Below are 23660 nucleotides of genomic sequence, written 5' to 3'. Positions count from 1 at the left end.
GTGGTAGAATATCTTTTAAGAGAAATTAAATCCTCTGAAGACTATCGAGGGCAAATAGTAAAGATATTCGATATTCCAGGGGACACTTATGAAAGATTTGATTTTCCGTTAGATATAGATAGCAAGCTAAGAAAAAAACTCGAGGATAATGGCATCTTTGGGTTATACAGACATCAAATCGAAGCGTACAATCTGCTCAAAGATGGGCATAATGTAATAATAACCTCTTCTACTTCCTCAGGCAAAACGTTAGCTTTTAATGTCCCCATCATTTCAAAACTTAACAAAGATCCCCAAGCAACAGCTTTGTACCTTTACCCAACAAAAGCTCTTGCCCAGGATCAATTAGAAAAGCTCCATGAAATAACAGATTTGCAATCTTCTACATATGATGGCGACACGCCAGCCCAAGAAAGGATTAATCTCAGGAAATATTCAAGAATTGTTATTGCCAACCCAGATATTCTTCATGTAGGAATATTACCAAACCATATGCTTTGGAGCAGATTTTTAACCGGGCTGAAATTCGTGGTAGTTGATGAAGCGCATTACTACTCAGGAGTTTTAGGAGCACATTTTGCAATGGTTATGCGAAGGTTAAGAAGAATACTTTCTTATTATGGAAGTTATCCTCAATTCATATTATCTTCCGCAACACTTGAAAATCCAGTTGAATTTGCTTTTAAATTAGTAGGCGAAAGATTTGAGTGGGTTAAAGGGCCTCTTAATCCACCATACAGAAAGTCTTTTGTAATATACAATCCACCAGTAGTAAATGAAGCACTTAATTTGAGGAAGAATATTATTCAGGAATCTGTAAATTTAATAGAAAAACTTCTCAAAAACAATCAAACGGTAATTGCCTTTGTAAAATCAAGACAAGGAGTAGAAATTCTTACTAAATTGCTACAAGAAAGGTTGGGCAAATCTTTTGAAATTTCTCCATACAGAGCAGGTTACACTAAAACACTACGAAGAGAAATAGAAAGAAAAATAAAAGAAGGATATATCAAATGTGTCGTTGCAACTAACGCTCTCGAACTTGGAATTGACATAGGAGAATTAGATTCAACAGTTATCGTCGGTTACCCTGGAAGCGTTGCAAGCCTATTTCAGCAATCCGGAAGGTCTGGAAGAACTCACGAATCTGTTACTTTTTTTATTACAAGTAGCAATCCTCTTGATCAATATTTTACAAAAGATCCGGACTATATAATTTCTCGGAAATTTGAAAGTCTTAATATCGACCTTAATAACCCATACATCTTAAAACCTCATTTACTCTGTGCTTCTTACGAACTTCCGATTGATGCTGAAGTTGATAACGAATACTTTGGGAATTCCGTAAAGGAGTCAATTTTTGAATTTGAAAAGAACAATCTACTTACAAAAAGAGGAAGCAAATATTTTTTGAATAGCAAAAAATCTCCTGCACCAGGAATTAACCTGAGAAGTGCAGGTGAAGAAAACATAAAACTTATAGACATAGATACAAAGAATGTGCTTGAAAGAATTTCAAAAAGTAGAGCATTGGAGGAAGCTTTTGTAGGTGCTGTTTATATGCATCTTGGAGAAACATATGTTGTAAAAGTTATGGATTTAGAAAATAAAGAGGTTTACCTGAAAAAGGAGACTACAGACTATTACACGGATTCGCTTGCAGTTGAAACAATATGGATCGATAATATATTAAAGGAAAAGAAAGTAAAGAATCTAAATGTGTATTACGGAGAGGTTACTGTCGAAGAAGTTATTCGAGGTTTTGTTAAAAAGCAGTTCTTTACAGACAGGAAAATAGAAACGCTTCCTCTTGAACTTCCAAAAATCGAGTTTAAAACAAAAGCATTATGGTTCACAATAGAAAACAACATTACAGAAAAGATTAAAAAAACTGACGATTTTTTAGGAGCAATTCATGCAGCAGAACATGCCCTTGTTGGAGTTATGCCATTAATCGTCCAATGCGATAGAAATGATGTCGGTGGAGTTTCACACCCAATGCATCCTGACACGAATATGACCACAATCTTTTTATATGATGGAATTGAAGGTGGTGTAGGAATTACAGAAAAAGCCTACGATAGAATTGAAGAACTTCTAGAAAAGGCTTTCATTAGTATTTCAACATGCCCTTGCAAAGATGGTTGCCCCTCGTGCATATATTCCCCTAAATGCGGAAACGAGAATAACCCGCTCAGCAAAACAGGTGCAATAAAACTTCTGATGGAGATAAGACCCTCATGAAATATATACTTATTGTATCGATAGTACTCGTTCTTATTTTTGCTCCCTTATTTACGATCCTTTTACTCAACCAGTGCGTTTTTTCTCATCTTTTTGACATGCTACATCTTCAGCAATATAACGGATTCGAAAAGAGAGAATACTTAAACAAAGTTTCTTCAATTATCAGTTATTTTTTCGACAGAAGTGTTTATCTAACAATTGACGGATTTACAGAGATAGAAAAAATTCATATGAAAGACGTTAAAATACTTGTTCTTATTTCATTTTTGCTTTTTCTTTTATCACTATTTTTCATCATTTATTTTCGAAAAAACCTTAAAAGAGATGTCCTTAAAATAAGCGCAGTAATTACTATAATATTTGTTATATCGCTAATTGGATTTTCATTAACTAATTTTGATGAGGCTTTTACCTTATTCCACAGAATTCTTTTTAGAAACAATTACTGGCTTCTTGACCCCGATACGCTACTTATAAGACTTTTCCCTGAAGAGGTTTTTATGAAACTTGCCTATGTTTGGTTTGGTGGAACACTTCTTTTATCGCTTGCTATTCTTCTTTATCTCTATGTAAGTAAGCGTAAGCGTTATGGTTATGAATACTTTCGTAACTAATTGCTTCTACCTCGTAATAGGTTATCCTTTTGTCATTATCTAAAGCAATTGCAACATCTCTTACAATATCCTCAACAAACTTTGGGTTTGTGTACGCCATTTCGGTAATATACTTTTCGTCGGGACGCTTTAGCAAAGCATAGAGTGGCGCCGAGGCGGAATCTTCTACCAAGTCGACTATTTCTTCAATCCAAACAAGTTTGTTCATCTTTATTCTTACCTTTACATTTGCTCTCTGGTTGTGCGCACCAAAATCCGAGATTTCTTTTGAGCAGGGACACAAAAGGTGAACAGGGACATTTACCTCAAGCATAAATTCAAATTTTTCATTTTTCGAGGCAATAAAGGCACATTCATAGTCCATAAAACTTTCTTCATTTGTTACAGGTGCCTTTTTGAGAATAAAGTAGGGAAACCTTAAAATTATGTGAGAAACTTTCGCTTTTAGTTCAATTTTTACATCGTCAAGGATTTTTTCAAGGTTTGAGAGTGACATGTTGTTTCTGTGTCTATTTAATACCTCGACGAACCTGCTCATATGCGTTCCCCTATAATCGGATGGCAAATCAACGAAAATATCGACTAATGCAACTGTATTCTGGAAACCGTTTTGTCTATCCATAACTCTAATTGGATATCTTAAAGATGAGACACCTACTTTTTCAATAGAAATATTTCTTTCGTCTTTCTCGCTTTGAACATCTCTCATCGAACTGTCACCCTATTGTTATTGCCTTCAAAAAGTGTTATTTCGTAAACTCTACAGTTAAACTCTTTAAATGCATCGCTCAACTTATCATAAATCCATTTAGCAATTAACTCCGTCGTTGGATTTTCAAAAAGGTCGTTTAAATATCTGTGGTCAAGTTCTGAAATTACATTCTCATTAACTACCTTCTTTAGTATAGCAAAGTCAAGAACCATTCCATCATTTTTAATTTCTCCCGTGATTGTTACTATAAGGCGATAGGTGTGACCATGCAGATTTTCACATTTACCATGGTAATCAACTACTCTGTGAGCAGCATCAAAAGAAAATTCTCTTGATAAAAGAAACATTTTGCCTCCATAAATGGCGGAGAGGGTGGGATTTGAACCCACGGCAGGGTTTAGCCCCGCACACGCTCTCCAGGCGTGCACCTTAAGCCGCTCGGTCACCTCTCCAATAGCCTATAAATAATAACAAAATTTGATAAAAAAATCAAGGTTTAAATTTAAGGAAAACTATCCAGATAGATGTTAAAATCAGTAACAATAAAAATGGCTTTAACATAAGCTTGTAAACTTTAGTGAAATTTGTTTTGAAATAGTCTACGCTGAGCGAAAGACAAAGATGCATCGGCGTAAAAAGAAGCGCTGTCCATACTCCAAGATATGCAATAAGAACATTGGAAGAACTTAATGCACCATTGCTCTTAAGCAAAGGCATAAGAAGTGGATAGGCTATACCGATTGAAGCAGATGAAATACCAGCAAGAAAGCCTATTGAAAAAGGAAGCAAGAACAGAATTAAAAAAGTCGGAGCTTTAAGTAGTTGAAGCTCGTTATAGACACTTGCTGCAAAGTTAGTAGAAGTAATTATCTCTCTAAGGAAAAATATGGAGTAAATTAAAAATGCGTATTCTATGATTTTTTTGAACTTAAAGGATGATTTTAGTTTTGATAAAGTTACTCTCTTCATAATAATAAGGTAAATAAGCCCCGATAGCATTGCAACGAAACTTGGTAGATTCTTAAAACTCATAAGAATTATGAAAATGAAAATTATAGGAGATAGGCTTCTCAATATATTAATTAAAATTTGCAAGTTCACACCATCAGTAGGCTTAGTTTCACTTTTAATAAGAGGTATTACAAAAAGTATTCCAGAAAGAAGCATACCTAAAGATACAGGCCATTGGATACTTATTACCTTTCCTATTGTTGTGCCAAGTATAGAAACACCAAGAAGGAACTCAGGATAAAGTGGCGAAATAGGTTCCCAAACATGCCTGAACCAGAAGTTTAACAATGCCTTTTCCTCTGGATTTATCTCTACATCCTGTGCACCTTCTTCAACCATTGGAGCAGAAACCAACGCTCCGCCTGGCATAGGTAGAAGACCTATAACAAGTGCATAAAGAGGAAGATATATTTTGGGTGAGAAAATTTTTTTGAAAGTTGAAGATATGTCCGAAAGTAGCCCTGAAGTTTTCAAAATCTCTCCAAGGTAAGTAACTATTATCATTACAAGAATCATATTGATTGTATCCATATGAGTTAATGTTTTGGTTAGAAGGTGGATAATCGAAATTACGTCTAAACCTTTAAAAATTGCGGTAATTATAGCAAGCAAAAACACTGAAATTGCTATGCTTATTTTTAGCTGGACAAGAACTCCAATCAGGAGAAGCGATACCACAAGGAAAATTAAATCTCTCATACTGCACAATTATAATGAAATTTTGTAATTTAAGGAAGAAAATTATAATGTTAATATGAAATTTAAGAATGATACATTAGAACAAATAGAGAACCTTTCGAAATACTATGTTGAAATAAGCAAAAGGAAACGAGAACTAATTCATTTGCTTAAAGAGCAAATTTTGGATATCGACTTAAGTGAAGTTGATAAAATTAAATCTCCCCCTGAATTCAGTTTTGCAAAATTTATAGATGACTTTTCAACTTTTCCTGTTCAAGATAAAGATAATTTAGAGTATTCGATTCTTGCTGTTGACGGTTCAAGAATAGAAATGCAAGAGGGCTTTCCTCTACCATTCTATGTAATTAATGTTTCATCTGTTTTTGAGATAATAGGAAAAAACCATAGACATCTTGAAGACTCTGAAACTCAAGTATATTTCAGGGAAAACGATATTTACGATTCAAACGGAAATTTTATCACAGAACAAGACATAGACCTTAATATGCTTTTGCAGGAAGCAGAATTTCTTGCACAGAAAATTAAAACTCATAAACCCGATATTTCTCTTGTTGATGGTTCACTTATACTATGGGGACTCAAAAAGACGGCAACTAACGAACAAGAAGCAATTCGGAAATACGAAAAGCCGATTATTGAAACAAAAAATGCAGGAAAAGCTATCGCTGGATTTATAAGCGGAACAAGGTCGAGAGAAGTTATCAAAACGATGGGCTTGTACTTAAGGAAGAAGAATGTACAACTTGATGAGAAAGATAAACAACTTTTAAGGGCGATAACTGATGCAGAACTTATGAGCGTTTTGCTCGAAGAAAACCAAAGGACTTCTCTCTTTATATCAACAGAAAAACTTCTATCGAACTACTCAAACAGAATATATTTCTTTTTCTTAAAGACAAAATATGAAGTCGTGAGAATTGAGGTTCCAGATTTTCTTTACGAAAATAATCAAATGTTTGAAAACTTATGCTCGCTAATTCTTTACGAAATAGAAAGAGGTCAAGGATATCCTCTAATCCTTAAACTTGCTCACTTTGGTGCAGTTATTACCGAAAATGAGAAAAGATTTTTAGAAGATTATGTTAGAAAAAGAATGATTGATTCTAGACGTTATTCTGAAAAATTGGCTTCAAAATTAAAAAGGAAAATTTAATCTTCATTAAGTAATTTTTCAATTTCGCTTTTAAGGACAGGATATATTTCTTCGCCCCTTACTACTTTAACAATTTTGCCTTTCTTAAAGAGAACTCCAGAGTCTTTCCCGCATGCAACACCAATATCAGCATCTTTTGCTTCACCTGGACCATTTACAACACAACCCATTACCGCTACTTTTAGTTCCGTTTTTACATTACCGAAATCTGTATTCAATTTTGTAACTATACTTTCTATATCAACTTCGGCTCTCCCACAGGTAGGGCACGAAATAATCTCAAGTCCATGTTTTCTTAATTCAAGAGCCTTAAGTATTTTGTATCCAGCAATAACCTCTTCACGTGGATTCCCTGTAATTGAAACTCTTAATGTATCTCCAATTCCTTCATTCAAAAGAATACCAATTCCAATGCTACTTTTTACAAGTGAATCAGAAAGAGGCCCTGCTTCTGTAACGCCAATGTGGAATGGATACTCAAACATATCACTTAATAGTCGGTTTACTTGTATTGTTGTTAAAACATTCGACGTCTTTGCAGAGATTACAATATTATCAAATCCCACCGAATTTAATATTTCAACTTCATTTTTTACGCTCTCAACCATTGCTTTAACAAGGTCTTTTGGTCTTTCTCTAAATGAACCGAGATTTGCTCCTACTCTTATGGGTATGTTCCTCTCTTTGCATAGTGTTGCAACTTTTTTAATCCACTCCTTATCCTGAATGTTAGACGGATTCAATCTAATTTTATCTGCTCCATTTTTTATCGATTCTACAGCAAGCCGTGGATCAAAATGGATATCTGCAACAAGTGGGATATGAATTTTCTTTTTTATTTCTCCTATTTTTGATGCAGCCTCCATATCCTTAACGGCGACTCTTATTATCTCACAACCCAGTTCTTCCAATTCGAGTATCTGATTGACTGTCGAATCAACATCTCTTGTGTCAGTCTTAGTCATCGACTGAACACGAATAGGGTTTTCGCCACCGATTTCGGTATTTCCAATTCTAACAACTCTTTTTAATTTTCTCATTTGTGGATTAATTTCAAAATGTCGTTTATGCTTACTATAAACATCAGGAATAGCATGAAAATTAGAGCAATACTTTGAATCTTAGCTGTAAGTTCTTTAGGCAACTTTTTTCGTGATATGCCTTCTGCTAATATGATAATAAGCCAACTTCCATCAAGAGGGGGGATGGGAAGCAAATTCGTAAAAGCAAGTGCAATGCTTATATAAGCAACAAAGAAAAGAAGGCTTAAAAAACCCGCCGATGCTGCTTCGCCGGTCATAGATATAATCCCTATAGGTCCAGTAACCGATGAAATGCCTGTTCTTGTAAACAATTTTGGTAAAAATGTAAACATATTATAAAGCGTTGAAAGAGTCCACCTTGTTCCCTCTATAAATGACTTTCCTAAAGGATAGACCTCTCCTTTCGGGGATATACCAATCAACCATCTTTTTTGAACAGAGTCGTAACGGGGAGCAACTTTTACTTCTAAGGTTTCGTTTCCTCTCTTAATCTCTATTACTGCTACGTTATCCTTATTTTTTTGAATTTCAGTTACTATATCATCCCAGGTTTTTACTTCGGTCCCGTTTATCTTAAGAATAGTATCTCCTGCAACTATTTGAGCTTGTTCAGCGGGACTTCCCTTTACAACGCTTGCAATAGTTGTAGTAGGTGATAAAGGATTTCCAAACGTCGCAAACACAACTCCAAAAATTAGAATTGCAACTACAAGATTCATAAGCGGCCCTGCAAGTATTGTAAGGAATTTAGCTAAAAATCCTTTATTATAGAATCCTTCGGGATCGTCATAATTATCTTCCATACCTCTTATTTTTACATAACCCAAAATAGGGAATAGTCCGATTTTAAAGGTAGTGCCGTTTGGCTTTTGAGGTTTCTTTTCATAAATGCTTGGTCCGAAGCCTATTGCAAATTCTTCTACAGGAATGCCTGATAATTTTGCAACAATAAAGTGCCCAAATTCGTGGGCAAGCGCAAGAAAACTGATAATTAAAAGTCCATAGATTGCATATAAAACACTATTCATCATTTTCTCCTTAGTATCTCTAAAATTTTATTTTTCGTATTATTATACACATTTTCTCCCTCTTCCAAGCTGTTGATTTTTTGAAACTCAATGGAACCCAAAAAATCTATTAAGTACTTCTCAATATCAAGGAAAGAAATCTCTTCGCTTAAGAAACTTTCAACCAACGCTTCGTCAATTGCAACAATTGATGGTAAATAATTTCCCCCAAGCATTGCATAACTTAAAATGGTATCAAATAGTGGAAATGCATCTCTATCAATTTCATAAAATGTTAGTTTTCCTAAAGATACCAAATCTAAGTGCTTAATATTGTTCTCTTTTCTTTCAGGATAAGTTAAGGAATACTGTATTGGAATAGCCATATCTGGAGTACTTAAAAGGGCTTTTATCTCGCCATCTTTAAATTCAGCCATTGCGTGAATAACACTTTCCCTATGAATAACTGCATCAATTTTCGAGTAAGGAACATTAAAAAGAAAATGAGTTTCAATAACTTCAAACGCCTTGTTAACAAGATTTGCAGAATCTACTGTTATTTTACTGCCCATACGCCAATTCGGATGATTCAAGACGTCTTTCACAGAAACTTTCTCTAAATCGTCTCTCTTCTTGTTAAAAAACGGACCACCAGAGGCAGTTATAATTATCCTTTCTAAATCTTCTTTCCTCTCCCCAAGCAACACCTGGAAAATGCCAGAAGTCTCAGAATCTACTGGTATAACGAGATCTCCAAAATTCTTATTTTCAAACAGGACTTCTCCAAAAGCAATTATACTTTCTTTATTTGCTATCCCTATTCTTATGCCCTTTTCAAGGCATACTCTTATTGCTTTCGCAGAGGTTATACCTGATGCAAGAAAGAGGACAATGTCAGGCTCGTATTCAAGTATATGCTCATGAACTTCGTTTAAAGAGTATGTTTTAGTATTTGGTTCCTCAATCTCTCCAAGTAATTGATCGTCTACCGCAACGAAGGATGGATTTGAAAGAAGCATTTGTTTTCTAATTTCAAAAACATTTTTATAAGCAGTAAGACCAACAATTTTATAACCAAGGTTCAGTGAAATTTCAAAAGCTTTTTTTCCAAGAGTCCCTGTTGAGCCAAATATAACAACTTTTTTAGACACCGCCGAATCTTCTTTCCCTCTTACCAAAATCTTGCAATATTTTAAAATATTCTTCCTTTGTGAAGTCGGGCCATAATGTTTTTGTAAAATAAAGTTCTGTATAGGCTACCTGAAATAGAAGAAAATTACTTATACGCATTTCCCCACTTGTCCTAATTAGCAGATCCGGATCTGGAAGATCTTTTGTATATAGAAACTTTTTAAAATTTTCCTCTGTTATATCTTCATTACTTTCGCATAATTTTCTACACGCTTCAAGGATCTCGTGACGTCCACCATAGTTTATCGCAATTGTTAATACTAAACTCGAGCCATCCGAAGTTTCTTTCAAGGCATATTCCATTGTCTTCTTTAAAGGCACAGGGAGAGGTGTAAAATCACCTATAAAATTTAACTTCACGGAATTTCTTTTAAGTTCTGGTATATAGTTATAAATTGTATCGACGAATAAGTTTAGCAAAAAATTTACTTCGCTTGGTCCTCTTTTCCAGTTTTCAGTAGAAAATGCAAACAAAGTTAAATATTTAACGCCTACCTCAACAGAAGCCTCTACTATCTTTTTTACGACCTTTACGCCTTCTTTATGACCCTCGGTTCTGTTGAGACCACGTTGAGTCGCCCATCTCCCGTTCCCATCCATTATTATCGCAACATGATTGGGAACGGGAGAAATTAGATTCATTAAACCTCCAGAATCTCCTTCTCTTTCTTTTCTAGTCTTTCGTCAATTATGTCAATATACTTTTCCGTAAGTTGCTGTATCTTTTCTTGGAGTCTAAATTTATCGTCTTCTGATATTTCTTTATTCTTTTCCATAGTTTTTATCTTTTCGATTTCTTCACGTCTTATTGCTCTAACTTCTTCTCTGAATTCTTCAGCAAGTTTCTTAACTTGAACTACAAATTTTTGTCTTTCTTCTTCGGTAAGCTTAGGAAACGGAAGAGTAATGGTAGTTCCATCGCTCTGAGGCGTAACACCTAAATTTGCCTTTAAAATAGCTCTTTCTATTTCCTTCAAAAGAGACTTGTCCCACGGCTCGACTACTAAAAGCCTCGGTTTAGGAGCTACAACAGTTGCAACCTGTTTAAGCGGCATTAAAGTACCATAGGCTTCTACCTTAACAGGATCAAGAATTTCTGGAGTAACTCTTGTAGCCATAATTTTCGAAAACTCTCGTTCCATGACTTCAACTGCTTTTTTCATTTTCTCTTCAACTTCATTTAGGATCTTTTTCTCTTGTTCTAAAGTCATCTCTATCCCTCCTTTATAACTGTTCCTACTTTGCCTTCAATTACCGCTTTAATTAGTGTATCCTTACCCTTAATGCTAAAAAGAATTATTGGCAATTTAAAGTCTCTGCAAAGGGAAACTGCCGTCGCATCCATTACTTTCAAATTTTTAAGTAAGAACTCTGTATAAGTAATTGTTTCGTATCTTACTGCGTTAGCATTCTTAGTAGGATCATCCGAATAAACTGCATCAACTTTTGTTGCCTTAAATAAGGCTTCCGCCTTTAATTCAAGTGCACGAAGCGCCGCAGTTGTATCGGTACTAAAGAAGGGGAGACCCGTGCCTCCCCCAAAGATAATCACTCTATTTTTTGAAAAGTGTGAGAGCGCCTTAGCAAGAATATAAGGTTCTGCTACCTCTGGAATTGTAAAGGAGGACATAACTCGTGCATCGATGCCTCTACTCAAAAGTGCATTTTGAAGTGCAAGTGCATTTATTATTGTTGCAAGCATTCCCATATAATCACCAGTTGCTCTATCTATTCCTAATTTTTCTGCTTCTGCACCACGCAAAATATTTCCACCACCAATAACCACACCAATTTCAATAGCCTGGTTATGAAGATACGCAATTTGCTCAGCAAGTCCATCAAGGGTTACCTTGCTTATGCCAACTCCATCGACATCTGCAAGCGCTTCCCCGCTTAGTTTCAGTATAATTCTTTTATACTGAGGCAAATCTACTCACCTACCTTGAAGCGTGCAAATCTTCTTACAGTTATGTTTTCGCCAAATTTTGCGATATGCTCCTTTATTAATTGCTCAATAGTAATGCTTTCATCCCTTAAATATGGCTGCTCAAGAAGGCAATGTTCCTTGAAGAATGTTTCAATTTTTCCTTCGATGATTCTGTCAATAACATTGGCAGGCTTTCCTTCTTCTTCCAACTGCTTTCTGTAAATTTCCTTCTCTTTTTCTATAACATCCTGCGGGACATCTTCACGAGAAACATATTCAGGTGATGAGGCTGCAATTTGAAGTGCGATCTCATCGGCTAATTTTTTGAATTCATCAGTTCTTGCAACAAAATCAGTTTCGCAATTTACTTCAACAAGTACTCCAAGTTGGCTTCCTGGATGTATGTAAGCAGCAATAACACCCTCGTTTGTTACACGTCCAGACTTCTTAACTGCCTTTGCAATACCTCTTTCTCTTAAAATATCAATCGCTTTCTCGATATCACCGTTTGCTTCTTCTAGTGCTTTTTTGCAATCTGAAATACCTGCGCCTGTTCTTGCACGTAGTTCTTTAATTAAATCTAAACCCATATCATTTCACCTCTTTTCTAATTATTTTTTATAATCTTCAAACTCTTCGAAGTCAAACTCTTTTGTAAGAAGTTCTTCTTCGCTTACTTCTTCCTCAATTTCTTCCTTTTCAACTTTTCCTTCTTTTCCTTCAATCACTGCATTTGCAATTATTGAAGTAATAAGCCTAAGTGAACGGATCGCATCGTCATTGCCAGGGATAGGATAATCAATTTCTTCTGGGTTAGAATTTGTATCACAAATACCAATAATCGGTATCTTTATTTTTCTTGCCTCGAGAATAGCACTTCTCTCTTTGTGAGTGTCCGTTACAAAAATTGCCCATGGAAGAGTTACCATGTCTTTAAGACCGCCATAAAGTTTTCTAAGTTTTGCTAATTCTCGCTCAAGTTTAACTCTTTCTTTAACAGAAATGGTATCAAAATACCCTTCCTGTTCAAGTTTCTCAAGTTCTTTTAATCTGTTAATGCTCTTGCGGACGGTTTGGAAGTTTGTTAAAAGACCACCAACCCAACGTTCATTCACATAGGGCATTCCGCATCTTTCTGCCTCTTCCTTTACGATGTCCTGAGCAGCCTTTTTTGTACCCACAAAAATAATCTTTCCACCCTGCCTCGTAACGTCAACTACAAACTTATAGGCTTCCTCTATCTTTTGGACAGTAAGCCTTAAGTCAAAGATATGGATCCCGTTTCTTTCTGTAAAAATGTACTCCTTCATTCGTGGATCCCATCTCTTCGTCTGATGTCCAAAATGGACACCTGCTTCAAGAAGTTCCTTCATTGAAACTACACTCATTTTTTAGACCTCCTAATTTAGTTTTTACCTCCCATCCTTCAACTTCTCGGAGATAGGTTACATACCTACACTTTCCGAGAATCCAGATGGTGTGTAATCATTATATTTTAAGGATTTATCCAAAAAAATCAAGTATTTTTATTACTAAGCGTTAACTTGAAAAATTAATAAAATTTACTATAGTAAAATCTATGTTCTATAACTTCATCACAGTTATCGAAACCAAAGATTTATTTTATATACAGATTTCAATCAATAAATCTTTAAACTTTGTATCTAAGTAATAGTGCGCTATTGCTTATGAAGTAAAATTATCTGTTTTCTAATTTTTTTAAGAGAGTTTTAAGTTTTTAGAAGATTTGATAAAATATATAAAGGAGGAAACTATGGAGGAAAAAGACTTATACAATGAGGAAGAAAAAGGAACACAGCCCAAAGTAGATTTTAAAAACATTTATACTGGAAGCCAGGCTTTAGAAAAGGCACCAAAAATATACGGAGTTCCAACAGGTATAGAAGGGCTGGATGATTTGTTTTTTATTGTAAAGGATGAAAAAGGAAAATTGGTAAAGAAAACTTTAGGCGGCATACCAGCATATTCCGTTTTTAACATCACGGGTGTAAGTGATACTGGTAAATCTCTTATGGTTGAGCAATTTACAGTTGAACAGGCAAGTAAAGGTTCGAAGGTTGCATTTATAACCGTAGAATCACCAGCAAACTTTGTTGCAGCGTCTCTTCAAATAAGGGCAACTGCAATGGGTTATAACTTCAAAGATTTCGAAGATAATATTATATTAATTGACGCAGCATCGTCATACAATCTGAGAGAAAATATCCCTGACTTGCTTGCAACGCTTGCATATGTTATCCAAAACTACAAAGTCAGGTTCACAGTAATAGACTCTGTAACAGGACTTTTTGAAAGCAAGGAAATGTTTGCAAGGGCAATAGTAAGGAGGCTATTCAACTTCATGAAATCCTGGTATCAGACTGCAATCTTTGTTTCACAGAAGAGAAGTGGTCATGAAGAATTAACTGCAGAAGCAGCTGGTGGATATGCAGTTGGGCACATTGTCGATGGTACTATGGTCGTTGCAAAAGAACTCATTGATAGTCAATACAAAGCAAAAATTTACAAAAAGCCTTTGGGCGATATAGTAAGACTATTTAGAATCGACGGTTGCAGACTTTCAGGTCACGATACAAGGACTCACTTTTTAGAAATAACTGAGTCAGGTATTGTAAAAATCAAGGAGCCAATAGGAGGAGGTGATGTAGAATGATTATTGTAGGTAGCAGTGAAATTCCTCAAAATGAATTTGAGGATCTCGTTGCAAGAGTATTCTCGAAGTCCATTGACCTTTTGGGAGGAATCGTAAAACTTGCTGAGTACAGAACGCTTACATGGTTACCGTCGCTTGCAAGAGCAACGCTTGCGGTTGTATTAAAGGAAGAGTATCTCCGTTCAGAAGAAGAAATTGCCCAAAAGGTTGGGATAACAAAAAATACTGTAAGGAACATCATAAGAGCTGATCCACAACTTGCGCTTGAAAAAATTAAAAGACTTGAAGAACTAACTAAGGAAGAAGCAAAGGAATTAAAGACACATACTGCAGGTGGTATTGCAAAATTAGCTTACAAACTTGTAAAAGGCGGAGAGGATGCTAAGGTTCTTGTTAACTTCAGTTCAGCTGTCCTCGAAGATATGATGAAGACATTAGAAATACCATGGGCATATATGGTACTTAAAAGAATAAAAGGAATAAACTTTCCAATTACATCACACGAAGTGCTTCAGGATAAACTTATGGATGTGACTTATAAAGAAACGAAACTTATTGATATTTTAGCTAACCTACAGTATCCTATAAGTACACCTGCGCAGTTAATAAAAGAAATTAAAGAACACTTAAAGATGAAAGAACAGTAGAAGTAATGCAGCCTCACCACAGGAAGAATTCAACAAAATCTCCTGCGTTGAGGCCTTCTTTATCCTGGGGAATTTTAAAATACCCTTGAGAATTATTAATTACAAATACAAATGAAGAATCAGCAAATACTGGTTCTATTAAATTTTCGTTTTGAGAAATTGTTAGTTTTCCAAGCACAAACTCTTCTCTTCCTTTTCTTGAATTTACTTGAGATGAAAGCCTACCAACAATTTTGCTTTCATTAAAACGAATGCCTATTTTCTTTGATAAAATTTTTCTTACTACAATTGAGTAAATCATAAAAGATGCAAGAGGATTTCCTGATAGACCTATTAACAATTTCTTTTCTACGACACCAAAAATCGTAGGTTTACCAGGAGATGCATTTAAACCATGAATAATAACTCCAGGAGTTCCTAGAGAATTAATGGTATTTACTGTGAAATCAAAGTTCCCTTTACTTGTTCCTCCAGTTGTTATAACAAGATCATTTTCATTTAAAGCCGTTTTTAAAGCATATGTTATCGCATCACGATTATCTTTTATAATGCCGTAATCAGATACAATAAAGCCATCTTTTGTAATCAGGTTCTTAAGCGTAATTCTGTTAAAATCAAAAATTTTTCCGTATGGTAAAGGATGTTCGTCGGTAATCTCGTCTCCCGTTGAAAACAGACCTACCCTTATCGGCTCTATCACATTAACAAATTCAACTCCTACCGAATTCAATAAGCCAATATTCCTTTCATTAATTCTTGTCCCTTTTTCAAGGATCACTTTACCTTTTTCAAGTTCGACTCCCTGCTCAAACATATTTTGAGAGGACTGAACATCTTTAAAAACAAAAACCGTGTCTCCTTTTACTTCTGTGTCTTCAAGCATTACAACCGCATCAGCGCCTTCGGGAACAGCACCTCCTGTAGGAACATAGCAAGTAGTTCCTTCTTCAATTACAAACTCAGGTTTTGTTCCTATCTTAATTTCGCCTAAGTTTTTTAAAAAAACAGGATTGCTTTCGGTTGCTCCCTTTACATCCGATGATTTAACGGCAAAACCATCAACTAAAGATTTTCTAAAAGGAGGGAGATCAATTTTTGAAGTGACATCCTCTGCAAGATAATATCCAAAAGAATTTTCCACCGGAATTGAAAGTATTTTTATATTTATCTCGAAAGTATCTAATATTTTTTCTATCGCTTCGTTATATCCGTAGACTTTTAAAAACTTTTCGCCCATTCAATAACTCCTGGTAAAATATCCTCAACCTTCTCATTTATCTTTATTTGTGCTTTTGAAAAAATTGGTGCAGATGGATCTTTATTTACCGCTATAATTTTTCCTGCTTGAACACTATTGAGATGTTGCTGTGCACCAGATATCCCTAATGCAATATAAATATCTGTATGCAATGTACTGCCCGTATCTCCAACAACTCTATCGTATGGAAGATAGCCAAGATCAGCAACCGGACGAGTACAAACAACCTTCGCAGAGATTTTATCCGCAAGTTCAAAAATAGAATTTAGCAATTCCTTAGATACGCCAAGCCCAACGCCTATTGTTATCTTTGACTTTATTTCATTTGTAAAATTAATCTCTTTTGTCCGCACAAATTCAATATCGCTTTCATCTTTAACTTCGATAATTTCTTTGTCTCCATTGGGATAGTCACCATTAAAGGGCTTTAGATTTGCAATAATAACGGTTGGTTTTGTTTTTGATGCTATCTTTAGACCAAGGTTTTTCCAACTATAAACGATAAAAGACAAATCATCTTTAGCCTCTATACCGCTTACGTGTGAAATTGAAGCAAGGTTATTCTTTGAGGCAAAGTAGGAAGCAATTTCTTTTGGTAAAATTTCATTTGAAAAAATAATAACATCAAAATCAAGAATATTCTTAATTTTCGAAAGAAATTCTACACCCTGAATTGATGTTTCGAGAGGTTTCGATGGAAGAAAATCACCATTCGCATTTCCATCAATATTTGCAACTTTTATATCAGTAAAAATTCCCTTCAAATAATCAATATCAGGAAGTTCAGTTTTATAAACTACAAGTGCTTTCATTTCAACACCTCTTTTGAAATAATATCCACAATTATCTTATCACCATTTTCTTTGATTAATTCGTTAGATTGCACCGTTTTCACCTCAAATAATTCGTTTACAACAGTTTTGGAACCAATTTTACCAATTTCATCTTGACTAAGTTTAAGTGTTTCATTTGTTATAATCTCTAAATGCTTCTCATTCTCATCAAAAATATAATAAAGGTTAGGCAAGGCCTTCTTATCGCTCCTGTCAGAAAAACTCACCACTGCTTTACTAAGAACTTTAAGTAAATGCAAGGAGTCCTTTTCAATTTTTTCCGCAAGAAGAGAACCATCCAGATAATTTACACTGAGTACGTTTGAAATATATAGTATAGACAATTTCGAAGCGACTTCTCCTGGCAGTAAGCCCGTAAGTCCATCCGAGGAGTAATTCCCTGTGAAAATAAAATTAAAATCGTTATCAAAATTAAGAATAAATCTTGAAAGTACATTTGAAGTTGAAAAAACATCCGAATTAGCAAATGCAGGGTCCGTTAGTAAAAATATTCTATCAATTCCAAAATCAAAAAGTTTCAAAAGAGTATCTTTAGCTTCTACAGGCGCCATTGAAACAGCATCAATTTCAAAACCATATTTATTCTTTAGTTCAACTGCATTCCCAACGGCGATTAGGTCCGATGGGTTAATGATATTTTCTTTAGACCTTTTAATTCTTTTTGATTCTTTATCAAACTCTATTTCTTTAGGTACTACCTTAACAAGAGTAATAATTTTCATATTAGTACCTCCAAGACTTGCGGTTTGTATCCATTTATAAAATCTGATGCATTCATAACTCTCTTCCCCTCCAACTGCACCTCAATGACCTCGATATAACCATTACCTGTAGCAACAATAAAAAAATCTTTTCTTAATTCAACGATGGTCCCAGGTTTATGCTCGATTTGTAAGTCTATAATTGGAACAGTCTTAAAGATTTTCAATTTCTTTCCTCTAAAAGTTGTATATGCACCTATTCTTGTCAAGGCTCTCACTTTGTTGTGAATTGAAATTGCATCCTTTGACCAGTCGATTTTTTCCTCTTCGCTTGTTATTTTTTTTGCGTAGGTTCCTTTACCTTCCTGTGGAATAGGTAGACAAGTGCCACTCAAGCAACACTGAAGTGCCTCCTTAACAAGGGGAATACCTACCTCGTACACTTTTTCCAAAAAAGAGTAATAGTCGTCGTATAGTGATACCTCAAAATGTTTTTTCAAAATTATCTCACCTTGATCGAGTTTTTCGTTCATTTTCATTATTGTTACTGCAGATTGAGACACTCCATCCATAAGTTGTCTCTCAATCGGGCTTGCGCCTCTATAATATGGAAGGTCTGAGGGATGGACATTCAAGGGGCATTTTACTAATTCAAGCACTTCCTTAGGAATAATCTTTCCGAACGAGAACACTATATAAGCTTCAGGATTATGTAACTTAATATTAGTAACAGTTTCCTCATTAAAGTCTTCTATCTCCAAAACATCAATACTGTTTTCATCGGCAAATACTTTTACGGGATTTGGAGTTACTTTTGAGCCTCGTCCTCTTATTTTTGGTGGCAGAGTTACTATTAAATTTATATCAGGAATTAATGCTTTAGCAAATGGTATTGAAATGTCCGAGCCACTAAAAAAAACAATGTTCATTTTGATAGGTATCTTTCGATAAGTGCTTTTGGAAGTTCAAAACCTTCCTCAACCTCTAATTTTTCTATACTATCGATATAATCTGTAAAAATAATACCATTCAGGTGGTCAGTCTCATGCTGAAATACCCTCGCCTTGAGACCTTGTAGAATTTCTTCGTGCACTTTTCCATCCATATCCATATATCTAACAACAATTTCAGAAGGCCTTTCAACAATTCCATAGACTCCAGGCACAGATAAGCAACCTTCTTCTTCGGGTTCTAACTCTTTTCTCTTTTCTAAGATTTCGGGGTTAATTACTACTCCTTTGTCATCCTCAAGTTCATAAATGAAAAAAGCATACGTTAAACCTACTTGAGTTGCAGCAAGACCAATACCTTTTGGGAAATTTGTCCTCATAGTTTCAAACATATCCTTAATGATTTTTTCCATCTCTTTATCAATTTTCGTAACCTTCTTTGCTTTTTTCCTCAAAACAGGATGTCCATAGGTATAAATTTTCATATTTCAATCGCTCCTTTTCTAATTATAACAGGAATTCCTGAAGTTACATCGACTACTGTTGACGGAAGACCTAACATTTCTATGTTGTGCTCGAATTCGACAAAAAGAATTTTATCCCCAAAGGTTTTCAATACGTCATCCTTGGAAAGTAACGGTGGTTCATTTGAGATATTTGCACTTGTATTCAAAATTGGCATTTTTATGTATGCCATAAATTCTAATAGGTCAGTATACTTAGGAATTCTAACGCCCAAAGTTTCGCCTTTTTCATCAGGCTTTGTATAAAGTTTATTCTGGGACCTCAAAATTATTGCAAGAGCTCCCGGAAAATACTTTTTCATAAGATCGAGTGCAGCATCTGAAATACCATAGGTATATTCATAAATTTGTTCAATCGAATATGCCAAAAGGTATAATGGTTTATCATAAGACCTGCCTTTTAAATCAAAAAGATTTTTAACAGCTAAATTATCAAGTCCATTAACACCAAGTCCCATAACTGTATCGGTTTTAAATGCTATTACGCCGTGATTATTGAGGTGCTCTACCACTTTGTCGTAATCAGTTTTCATATTTTCTCTCCATAGGCAAATCTCTCAAAGCCTGCAAGGTCTTTAACTATACTCACCTTCTTAAAGTATTTTTTCATTTCCGTTAAGACCATTTTTGCAATTGATGAGTCAATCTCAAAAATAACAAACCCACCTTTGTTTAGTAATTCAAAAGATTTCTTTATCAAATCAGGATATAATTTAAAGCCGTCAATACCTCCATCAAGGGCTTCGACAGGTTCATAAGGGAGATTTTTCAAATTCTCGCTTCTTACATATGGCGGATTTGAAACAATAAAATCGAACTTTTCGTCTGTCTCAAAATTCCTAAAGTCAGCCAATTCTATTTTTAATCTATCAGAAACTTTGTGCCTTATAGCATTTTCTTTCGTTACACTAATTGCTTTATTGGAAATATCTATTGCATGTCCTTTGAGATTCTTGCAATAATAAAGGATAGATATTGCAATAACACCAGAGCCACATCCAATGTCAAGAAAAGACTTTTTATTACAGCCTTTTTTGATTGCAAGTTCAACGAGTGTTTCAGTTTCTGGACGAGGAATTAAGACACCTTCCTCAATGTAAAAGTCAAGGGACATGAATTCTTTGTGTTTCAGTATGTACGGAAGTGGATATCCCTTTCTAATCTTTTCAAGGTATTCATTTATAAGAGAGATTTGATAATCAGTAAGTATTTCATTTTCCTTAAGATAGACTTTTTCTTTTTCGACTCCAAGAACATGAGACAATAGCATTAAACTCTGAAGATAATATTCATCACTAACTTCCTTCAAAGTTCTTATTGATTGAATGAAAGAATCTTTTACCGTCATGATTTTCCAAAATATTCCTCAAGCAGTTGTGCCCTTTCGTTTTCCATTAAGGCATTTATTAATTCATCAAGGTTACCTTCCATAATCTCTGGTAGGTTATACAACGAGAGATTAATCCTGTGGTCGGTTACTCTACCCTGCGGAAAATTATAAGTTCTTATTCTCTCATTTCTATTTCCACGACCGATTTGCGCTCGTCTTGCACTAGTAATCTCCTGCTCTTTCTGCTGCTCATATAAATCGAGAAGTCTTGCTCTTAATATCCTCATTGCCTTCATTTTGTTTTGCAATTGTGATCTTTCATCCTGGCATGTAACCATTATTCCAGTTGGCTTGTGGATGATCCTTATTGCAGTTGCAACTTTCTGAACATTCTGTCCGCCATGCCCACTTGCGTGAAACACATCAATTCTTAAATCATCTGGATTTATCTCAACATCGACTTCCTCCGCTTCAGGTAATACTGCTACAGTTGCAGTCGAAGTATGAATCCTTCCAGAAGCTTCTGTTTCAGGCACTCTTTGGACTCTATGGACTCCGCTTTCGTACTTTAAATGTTTGTAAACATCCTTTCCAGATACTGAGAAAACTATTTCTTTAAAACCGCCGAGGTCTGTTTCATGTGAGTCAAGGATCTCTACTTTAAAACCCTTTCTGTCTGCATAACCAAGATACATCTTGTACAAATCTTTTGCAAAGAGAGCCGCTTCCTCTCCGCCTACACCTGCACGAATCTCCATTATGATGTTTTTACCCTCGTAAGGATCTTTGGGTATCAAAAGAATTTTAAGGTCGTTTAAAATCCTTTCTTTTTCATTTTGAAGTCTTTCAAGTTCACCTTCTGACAACTCCCTTATTTCCTCATCCTCAGATTCAAGCAATTCTTGTACATCCTTTATTTCAGATTCGACTTTCTTATAAGCCATATACAAATTTACAATTGGCTCAAGCTCTTTATACTCTATTGAATACTTTTTGAAAAGTTCTGGATTGGAAATCACTGAAGAGTCAGACAAGAGCCGTGAAAGTTCGTTGTATCTTTCAATAGTTTTTTCAAGTTTATCAATCATCCTTACCACCCTTTACATAATGATGCAGTTTACACCGTGCCTCATAAGATTCACTTGCTCCGATCATAATAACAGGATCATTATAGGATGCAGGTTCACCATTTATAAGCCTCTGTGTCATTGTAGCGTCTTCACCACAAACGGTGCAAATTGCATGGAGTTTTAAAACTTCATCTGCTATTGCCATAATATAGGGCATAGGGCCAAAAGGTTCTCCCCTAAAGTCCATATCCAGTCCTGCAACTATTACCCTTTTACCAGATTTTGCAATTTTTCGTAAAGCATCAACGATTTCTGTATCAAAGAATTGTGCTTCGTCAATCCCTATAACCTCTGTATCTTCTTCTATTCTCTCTAACAATTCTTTTGTTGAAGAAACCGGCAAAGCCTCAACCTTTTCTCCTGCATGGGAGACAACTTCCACAACAGAATAACGAGTGTCAATAGAAGGCTTAAAGACCTGTACCTTTTGCCTTGCAATCTTTGCCCTCTTAATCCTTCTAATAAGCTCTTCGCTCTTCCCTGAAAACATACATCCTGTAACTACTTCGATTTTTCCAATTTTACCTTTCATCTGGCACTATGCTCCTTAAAAGTTCTTCATTTGATCTTGTCTGTTTAAGCATCTCAATAAGTCTTTCAAGTGCTTCCCCTGGTTCAAGAGAACTTATGAATTTTCTAAGAGTTAGGATTCTCTTGTACTCATCCTCACTATAAAGAAGTTCCTCTCTTCTTGTTCCTGACTTCTTTATATCAATTGCAGGGAAAATTCTTTCTTCTGCTAATTCTCTATCAAGCACTATTTCCATATTGCCGGTTCCTTTAAACTCTTCATAAATAACCTGGTCCAATTTTGAACCTGTATCAATAAGAGCAGTTGCAAGAATTGTAAGACTGCCACCGTTCATAATGCTTCTTGCAGCACCCAAAAACTTTTTAGGTCCCCTTATCGCAGCAGGATCAAGACCACCAGAAAGTGTTTTACCACTCGAAGAAGATAGAAGGTTATAAGCACGAGTTAGTCTTGTTATACCATCAAGCAAAATCATAACATCTTTTCCAATTTCAACAAGTCTTTTTGCCTTTTCGAGGGCAAGTTCAACAACTCTTATGTGGTTTTCTGGCGGTTGGTCAAAGGTGGAACTTACAACTTCTGCAGCAACTGAATTTTTCATATCAGTAACTTCTTCTGGTCTCTCGTCAATGAGAAGAATCATAAGGTAAATTTCAGGATGATTTTTCACAACACTTTTTGCAATTTCCTTCATTAAGGTGGTTTTACCTGCTTTCGGTGCAGATACAATAAGTCCTCTCTGGCCTTTTCCAAGAGGAGCAATAAGATCTATTACTCTTAAAGCAATATTGCAACCAGGCGTTTCAAGGACAATTCGTTCGGTCGGGTAATATGGTGTTAAATTTTCAAAAATAGGACGCTTAAGAAAACCTGTTACTTTTATTCCGTTTATTGTATCAACATTTACGAGTGCTGGGTATCTTTCTCCCTCTTTTTGTGGCCTTTGAACTGGACCAGAAACAACATCTCCTGTTCTTAAGCCATACTTTCTAATTAATGGTGGTGAAACATAAATATCAGTGAAGGATGGAAAATAATTTGCCCTCAAAAATCCATACCCATCTGGGTGTGCTTCAAACAAGCCTTTGAAGTACAATTGCGGCTCATTCTCGACCTTAACATAAGCACTTTCTCCCTGTGCTCTTGAAGTGTTAAGAAGTTCTTGTAAATTCTCTTCTTTTTCCTCTCTTGGTTTTTTATGCTCTTCTTTTGGTGCAATACTTTCGGTCTTCTTTGCGTTTTTTACTGTTTCTCTTGCAACTTCTTCTTTCTCATTTTTTGTTGAAGACCCTTGTTTAAGTTGTTGAATCTGCTTGTATAATTCACTTACAAGTTCGTCTTTCCTGTAATGAGAGTAGTTCTTTAACTTCACTATCTGGGCAACCTTGTATAATTCCCTTGCTGTCATTGCATTTAAATCACTTTCAGTCAAATTTAAAATTTCGTCCATTTA

General features: G+C 35.3%; 26 protein-coding genes and 1 tRNA gene. 5 read left to right on the top strand and 22 right to left on the bottom strand.

The genetic code is table 11. From position 1 onward, the window contains the following. Together JHC30_03155 and JHC30_03150 are read left to right on the top strand one after the other, a co-directional pair. Positions 1-2244 (top strand): DEAD/DEAH box helicase, encoded by a 2244-nt coding sequence (locus JHC30_03155; protein ID MCI4463150.1) that lies wholly within the window; start codon positions 1-3, stop codon positions 2242-2244. Next, a complete protein-coding gene (locus JHC30_03150; protein MCI4463149.1) occupies positions 2241-2861 on the top strand; it encodes a TIGR01906 family membrane protein in 621 nt (206 codons plus the stop codon). Before JHC30_03155 ends, JHC30_03150 begins: the two co-directional genes overlap by 4 nt. Here JHC30_03150 and JHC30_03145 read toward each other — a convergent pair. From JHC30_03145 to JHC30_03130, 4 genes are all read right to left on the bottom strand, one after another. Next, positions 2797-3570 (bottom strand): GTP cyclohydrolase I FolE2, encoded by a 774-nt coding sequence (locus JHC30_03145; GenBank protein MCI4463148.1) that lies wholly within the window; start codon positions 3568-3570, stop codon positions 2797-2799. The genes JHC30_03150 and JHC30_03145 overlap by 65 nt on opposite strands. Next, positions 3567-3920, bottom strand: coding sequence for a 6-carboxytetrahydropterin synthase QueD (gene queD, locus JHC30_03140; protein MCI4463147.1), 354 nt, complete (start codon positions 3918-3920; stop codon positions 3567-3569). Before queD ends, JHC30_03145 begins: the two co-directional genes overlap by 4 nt. Before the next feature lie 14 nt (positions 3921-3934). Next, a tRNA-Ser gene (locus tag JHC30_03135) sits at positions 3935-4025 on the bottom strand. 37 nt (positions 4026-4062) lie between these two features. Continuing rightward, positions 4063-5283, bottom strand: coding sequence for a DUF401 family protein (locus JHC30_03130; GenBank protein ID MCI4463146.1), 1221 nt, complete (start codon positions 5281-5283; stop codon positions 4063-4065). 55 nt (positions 5284-5338) lie between these two features. On the opposite strand from JHC30_03130, the gene JHC30_03125 reads away from it, so the two are divergent. Then, positions 5339-6439 carry a DNA double-strand break repair nuclease NurA gene (locus tag JHC30_03125; GenBank protein ID MCI4463145.1) on the top strand — a complete coding sequence of 367 codons (1101 nt, stop codon included), beginning with the start codon at positions 5339-5341 and terminating at the stop codon, positions 6437-6439. On the opposite strand, the gene ispG is transcribed toward JHC30_03125, so the two are convergent. The 8 genes from ispG to rpsB are packed head-to-tail and all read right to left on the bottom strand — an operon-like array spanning position 6436 to position 12995. Next, positions 6436-7479 carry a flavodoxin-dependent (E)-4-hydroxy-3-methylbut-2-enyl-diphosphate synthase gene (gene ispG, locus JHC30_03120; protein ID MCI4463144.1) on the bottom strand — a complete coding sequence of 348 codons (1044 nt, stop codon included), beginning with the start codon at positions 7477-7479 and terminating at the stop codon, positions 6436-6438. The genes JHC30_03125 and ispG overlap by 4 nt on opposite strands. Continuing rightward, on the bottom strand, positions 7476-8510 hold the full coding sequence (gene rseP / locus JHC30_03115; protein MCI4463143.1) for an RIP metalloprotease RseP: 1035 nt from the start codon (positions 8508-8510) through the stop codon (positions 7476-7478). Before rseP ends, ispG begins: the two co-directional genes overlap by 4 nt. Then, complete coding sequence (locus JHC30_03110) at positions 8510-9640, bottom strand: 1-deoxy-D-xylulose-5-phosphate reductoisomerase (protein ID MCI4463142.1); 1131 nt, start codon at positions 9638-9640, stop codon at positions 8510-8512. Before JHC30_03110 ends, rseP begins: the two co-directional genes overlap by 1 nt. Further along, entirely contained in the window at positions 9633-10322 is a 690-nt protein-coding gene (locus JHC30_03105; GenBank protein MCI4463141.1) for an isoprenyl transferase, read from the bottom strand. Before JHC30_03105 ends, JHC30_03110 begins: the two co-directional genes overlap by 8 nt. Continuing rightward, entirely contained in the window at positions 10322-10891 is a 570-nt protein-coding gene (frr, locus tag JHC30_03100) for a ribosome recycling factor (GenBank protein ID MCI4463140.1), read from the bottom strand. Before frr ends, JHC30_03105 begins: the two co-directional genes overlap by 1 nt. A gap of 2 nt (positions 10892-10893) precedes the next feature. Then, positions 10894-11607 (bottom strand): UMP kinase, encoded by a 714-nt coding sequence (locus tag JHC30_03095; GenBank protein MCI4463139.1) that lies wholly within the window; start codon positions 11605-11607, stop codon positions 10894-10896. 2 nt (positions 11608-11609) lie between these two features. Beyond that, entirely contained in the window at positions 11610-12197 is a 588-nt protein-coding gene (gene tsf, locus JHC30_03090) for a translation elongation factor Ts (protein MCI4463138.1), read from the bottom strand. 21 nt (positions 12198-12218) lie between these two features. After that, positions 12219-12995, bottom strand: a complete 777-nt coding sequence (gene rpsB / locus JHC30_03085) for a 30S ribosomal protein S2 (protein ID MCI4463137.1) — start codon at positions 12993-12995, stop codon at positions 12219-12221. 491 nt (positions 12996-13486) lie between these two features. Between rpsB and JHC30_03080 the strand changes: the two genes are divergently transcribed. Beyond that, positions 13487-14281, top strand: a complete 795-nt coding sequence (locus JHC30_03080) for a KaiC domain-containing protein (GenBank protein MCI4463136.1) — start codon at positions 13487-13489, stop codon at positions 14279-14281. Continuing rightward, positions 14278-14928 (top strand): bacterio-opsin activator, encoded by a 651-nt coding sequence (locus JHC30_03075; protein MCI4463135.1) that lies wholly within the window; start codon positions 14278-14280, stop codon positions 14926-14928. Before JHC30_03080 ends, JHC30_03075 begins: the two co-directional genes overlap by 4 nt. 13 nt (positions 14929-14941) lie before the next feature. On the opposite strand, the gene JHC30_03070 is transcribed toward JHC30_03075, so the two are convergent. Genes JHC30_03070 through rho form a run of 10 tightly spaced genes read right to left on the bottom strand, consistent with a single transcriptional unit; the run spans position 14942 to position 23657 of the window. Then, positions 14942-16165 carry a molybdopterin molybdotransferase MoeA gene (locus JHC30_03070; GenBank protein ID MCI4463134.1) on the bottom strand — a complete coding sequence of 408 codons (1224 nt, stop codon included), beginning with the start codon at positions 16163-16165 and terminating at the stop codon, positions 14942-14944. Beyond that, the gene (locus JHC30_03065) at positions 16147-16998 is read right to left on the bottom strand and encodes an electron transfer flavoprotein subunit alpha/FixB family protein (protein ID MCI4463133.1); all 852 of its coding nucleotides are present in this window, start codon (positions 16996-16998) and stop codon (positions 16147-16149) included. The genes JHC30_03070 and JHC30_03065 overlap by 19 nt, the downstream gene beginning before the upstream one ends. Next, positions 16995-17762 carry a hypothetical protein gene (locus tag JHC30_03060; GenBank protein ID MCI4463132.1) on the bottom strand — a complete coding sequence of 256 codons (768 nt, stop codon included), beginning with the start codon at positions 17760-17762 and terminating at the stop codon, positions 16995-16997. Before JHC30_03060 ends, JHC30_03065 begins: the two co-directional genes overlap by 4 nt. Continuing rightward, positions 17759-18670, bottom strand: a complete 912-nt coding sequence (fmt, locus tag JHC30_03055) for a methionyl-tRNA formyltransferase (GenBank protein MCI4463131.1) — start codon at positions 18668-18670, stop codon at positions 17759-17761. Before fmt ends, JHC30_03060 begins: the two co-directional genes overlap by 4 nt. Further along, positions 18667-19176: a peptide deformylase gene (def, locus tag JHC30_03050; protein ID MCI4463130.1), complete on the bottom strand. Its 510-nt coding sequence runs from the start codon at positions 19174-19176 to the stop codon at positions 18667-18669. Before def ends, fmt begins: the two co-directional genes overlap by 4 nt. Next, positions 19173-19748 carry a threonylcarbamoyl-AMP synthase gene (locus tag JHC30_03045; GenBank protein ID MCI4463129.1) on the bottom strand — a complete coding sequence of 192 codons (576 nt, stop codon included), beginning with the start codon at positions 19746-19748 and terminating at the stop codon, positions 19173-19175. The genes def and JHC30_03045 overlap by 4 nt, the downstream gene beginning before the upstream one ends. Beyond that, positions 19745-20563, bottom strand: a complete 819-nt coding sequence (gene prmC / locus JHC30_03040) for a peptide chain release factor N(5)-glutamine methyltransferase (protein MCI4463128.1) — start codon at positions 20561-20563, stop codon at positions 19745-19747. The genes JHC30_03045 and prmC overlap by 4 nt, the downstream gene beginning before the upstream one ends. Further along, complete coding sequence (gene prfA / locus JHC30_03035) at positions 20560-21633, bottom strand: peptide chain release factor 1 (GenBank protein MCI4463127.1); 1074 nt, start codon at positions 21631-21633, stop codon at positions 20560-20562. The genes prmC and prfA overlap by 4 nt, the downstream gene beginning before the upstream one ends. Continuing rightward, a complete protein-coding gene (locus tag JHC30_03030) occupies positions 21626-22207 on the bottom strand; it encodes a thymidine kinase (protein ID MCI4463126.1) in 582 nt (193 codons plus the stop codon). The genes prfA and JHC30_03030 overlap by 8 nt, the downstream gene beginning before the upstream one ends. Further along, positions 22197-23657, bottom strand: a complete 1461-nt coding sequence (gene rho / locus JHC30_03025; protein ID MCI4463125.1) for a transcription termination factor Rho — start codon at positions 23655-23657, stop codon at positions 22197-22199. The genes JHC30_03030 and rho overlap by 11 nt, the downstream gene beginning before the upstream one ends. Between the last annotated feature and the right edge of the window lie 3 nt (positions 23658-23660).

This window comes from Caldisericum sp. (assembly GCA_022759145.1).
Classification (GTDB): Bacteria; Caldisericota; Caldisericia; order Caldisericales; family Caldisericaceae; genus Caldisericum.
The sequence above is the reverse complement of the archived record's forward strand: the minus strand, read 5'-3'. Positions and strand labels throughout refer to the sequence as shown.

Coding starts and splice junctions, on each gene's coding strand:
- JHC30_03150 (MCI4463149.1), top strand. CDS start 2,241: ATGAAATATATACTTATTGTATCGATAGTACTCGTTCTTATTTTTGCT.
- JHC30_03145 (MCI4463148.1), bottom strand. CDS start 3,570: ATGAGAGATGTTCAAAGCGAGAAAGACGAAAGAAATATTTCTATTGAA.
- queD (MCI4463147.1), bottom strand. CDS start 3,920: ATGTTTCTTTTATCAAGAGAATTTTCTTTTGATGCTGCTCACAGAGTA.
- JHC30_03130 (MCI4463146.1), bottom strand. CDS start 5,283: ATGAGAGATTTAATTTTCCTTGTGGTATCGCTTCTCCTGATTGGAGTT.
- JHC30_03125 (MCI4463145.1), top strand. CDS start 5,339: ATGAAATTTAAGAATGATACATTAGAACAAATAGAGAACCTTTCGAAA.
- ispG (MCI4463144.1), bottom strand. CDS start 7,479: ATGAGAAAATTAAAAAGAGTTGTTAGAATTGGAAATACCGAAATCGGT.
- rseP (MCI4463143.1), bottom strand. CDS start 8,510: ATGAATAGTGTTTTATATGCAATCTATGGACTTTTAATTATCAGTTTT.
- JHC30_03105 (MCI4463141.1), bottom strand. CDS start 10,322: ATGAATCTAATTTCTCCCGTTCCCAATCATGTTGCGATAATAATGGAT.
- frr (MCI4463140.1), bottom strand. CDS start 10,891: ATGACTTTAGAACAAGAGAAAAAGATCCTAAATGAAGTTGAAGAGAAA.
- tsf (MCI4463138.1), bottom strand. CDS start 12,197: ATGGGTTTAGATTTAATTAAAGAACTACGTGCAAGAACAGGCGCAGGT.
- rpsB (MCI4463137.1), bottom strand. CDS start 12,995: ATGAGTGTAGTTTCAATGAAGGAACTTCTTGAAGCAGGTGTCCATTTT.
- JHC30_03075 (MCI4463135.1), top strand. CDS start 14,278: ATGATTATTGTAGGTAGCAGTGAAATTCCTCAAAATGAATTTGAGGAT.
- JHC30_03070 (MCI4463134.1), bottom strand. CDS start 16,165: ATGGGCGAAAAGTTTTTAAAAGTCTACGGATATAACGAAGCGATAGAA.
- JHC30_03065 (MCI4463133.1), bottom strand. CDS start 16,998: ATGAAAGCACTTGTAGTTTATAAAACTGAACTTCCTGATATTGATTAT.
- JHC30_03060 (MCI4463132.1), bottom strand. CDS start 17,762: ATGAAAATTATTACTCTTGTTAAGGTAGTACCTAAAGAAATAGAGTTT.
- fmt (MCI4463131.1), bottom strand. CDS start 18,670: ATGAACATTGTTTTTTTTAGTGGCTCGGACATTTCAATACCATTTGCT.
- def (MCI4463130.1), bottom strand. CDS start 19,176: ATGAAAATTTATACCTATGGACATCCTGTTTTGAGGAAAAAAGCAAAG.
- JHC30_03045 (MCI4463129.1), bottom strand. CDS start 19,748: ATGAAAACTGATTACGACAAAGTGGTAGAGCACCTCAATAATCACGGC.
- prmC (MCI4463128.1), bottom strand. CDS start 20,563: ATGACGGTAAAAGATTCTTTCATTCAATCAATAAGAACTTTGAAGGAA.
- prfA (MCI4463127.1), bottom strand. CDS start 21,633: ATGATTGATAAACTTGAAAAAACTATTGAAAGATACAACGAACTTTCA.
- JHC30_03030 (MCI4463126.1), bottom strand. CDS start 22,207: ATGAAAGGTAAAATTGGAAAAATCGAAGTAGTTACAGGATGTATGTTT.
- rho (MCI4463125.1), bottom strand. CDS start 23,657: ATGGACGAAATTTTAAATTTGACTGAAAGTGATTTAAATGCAATGACA.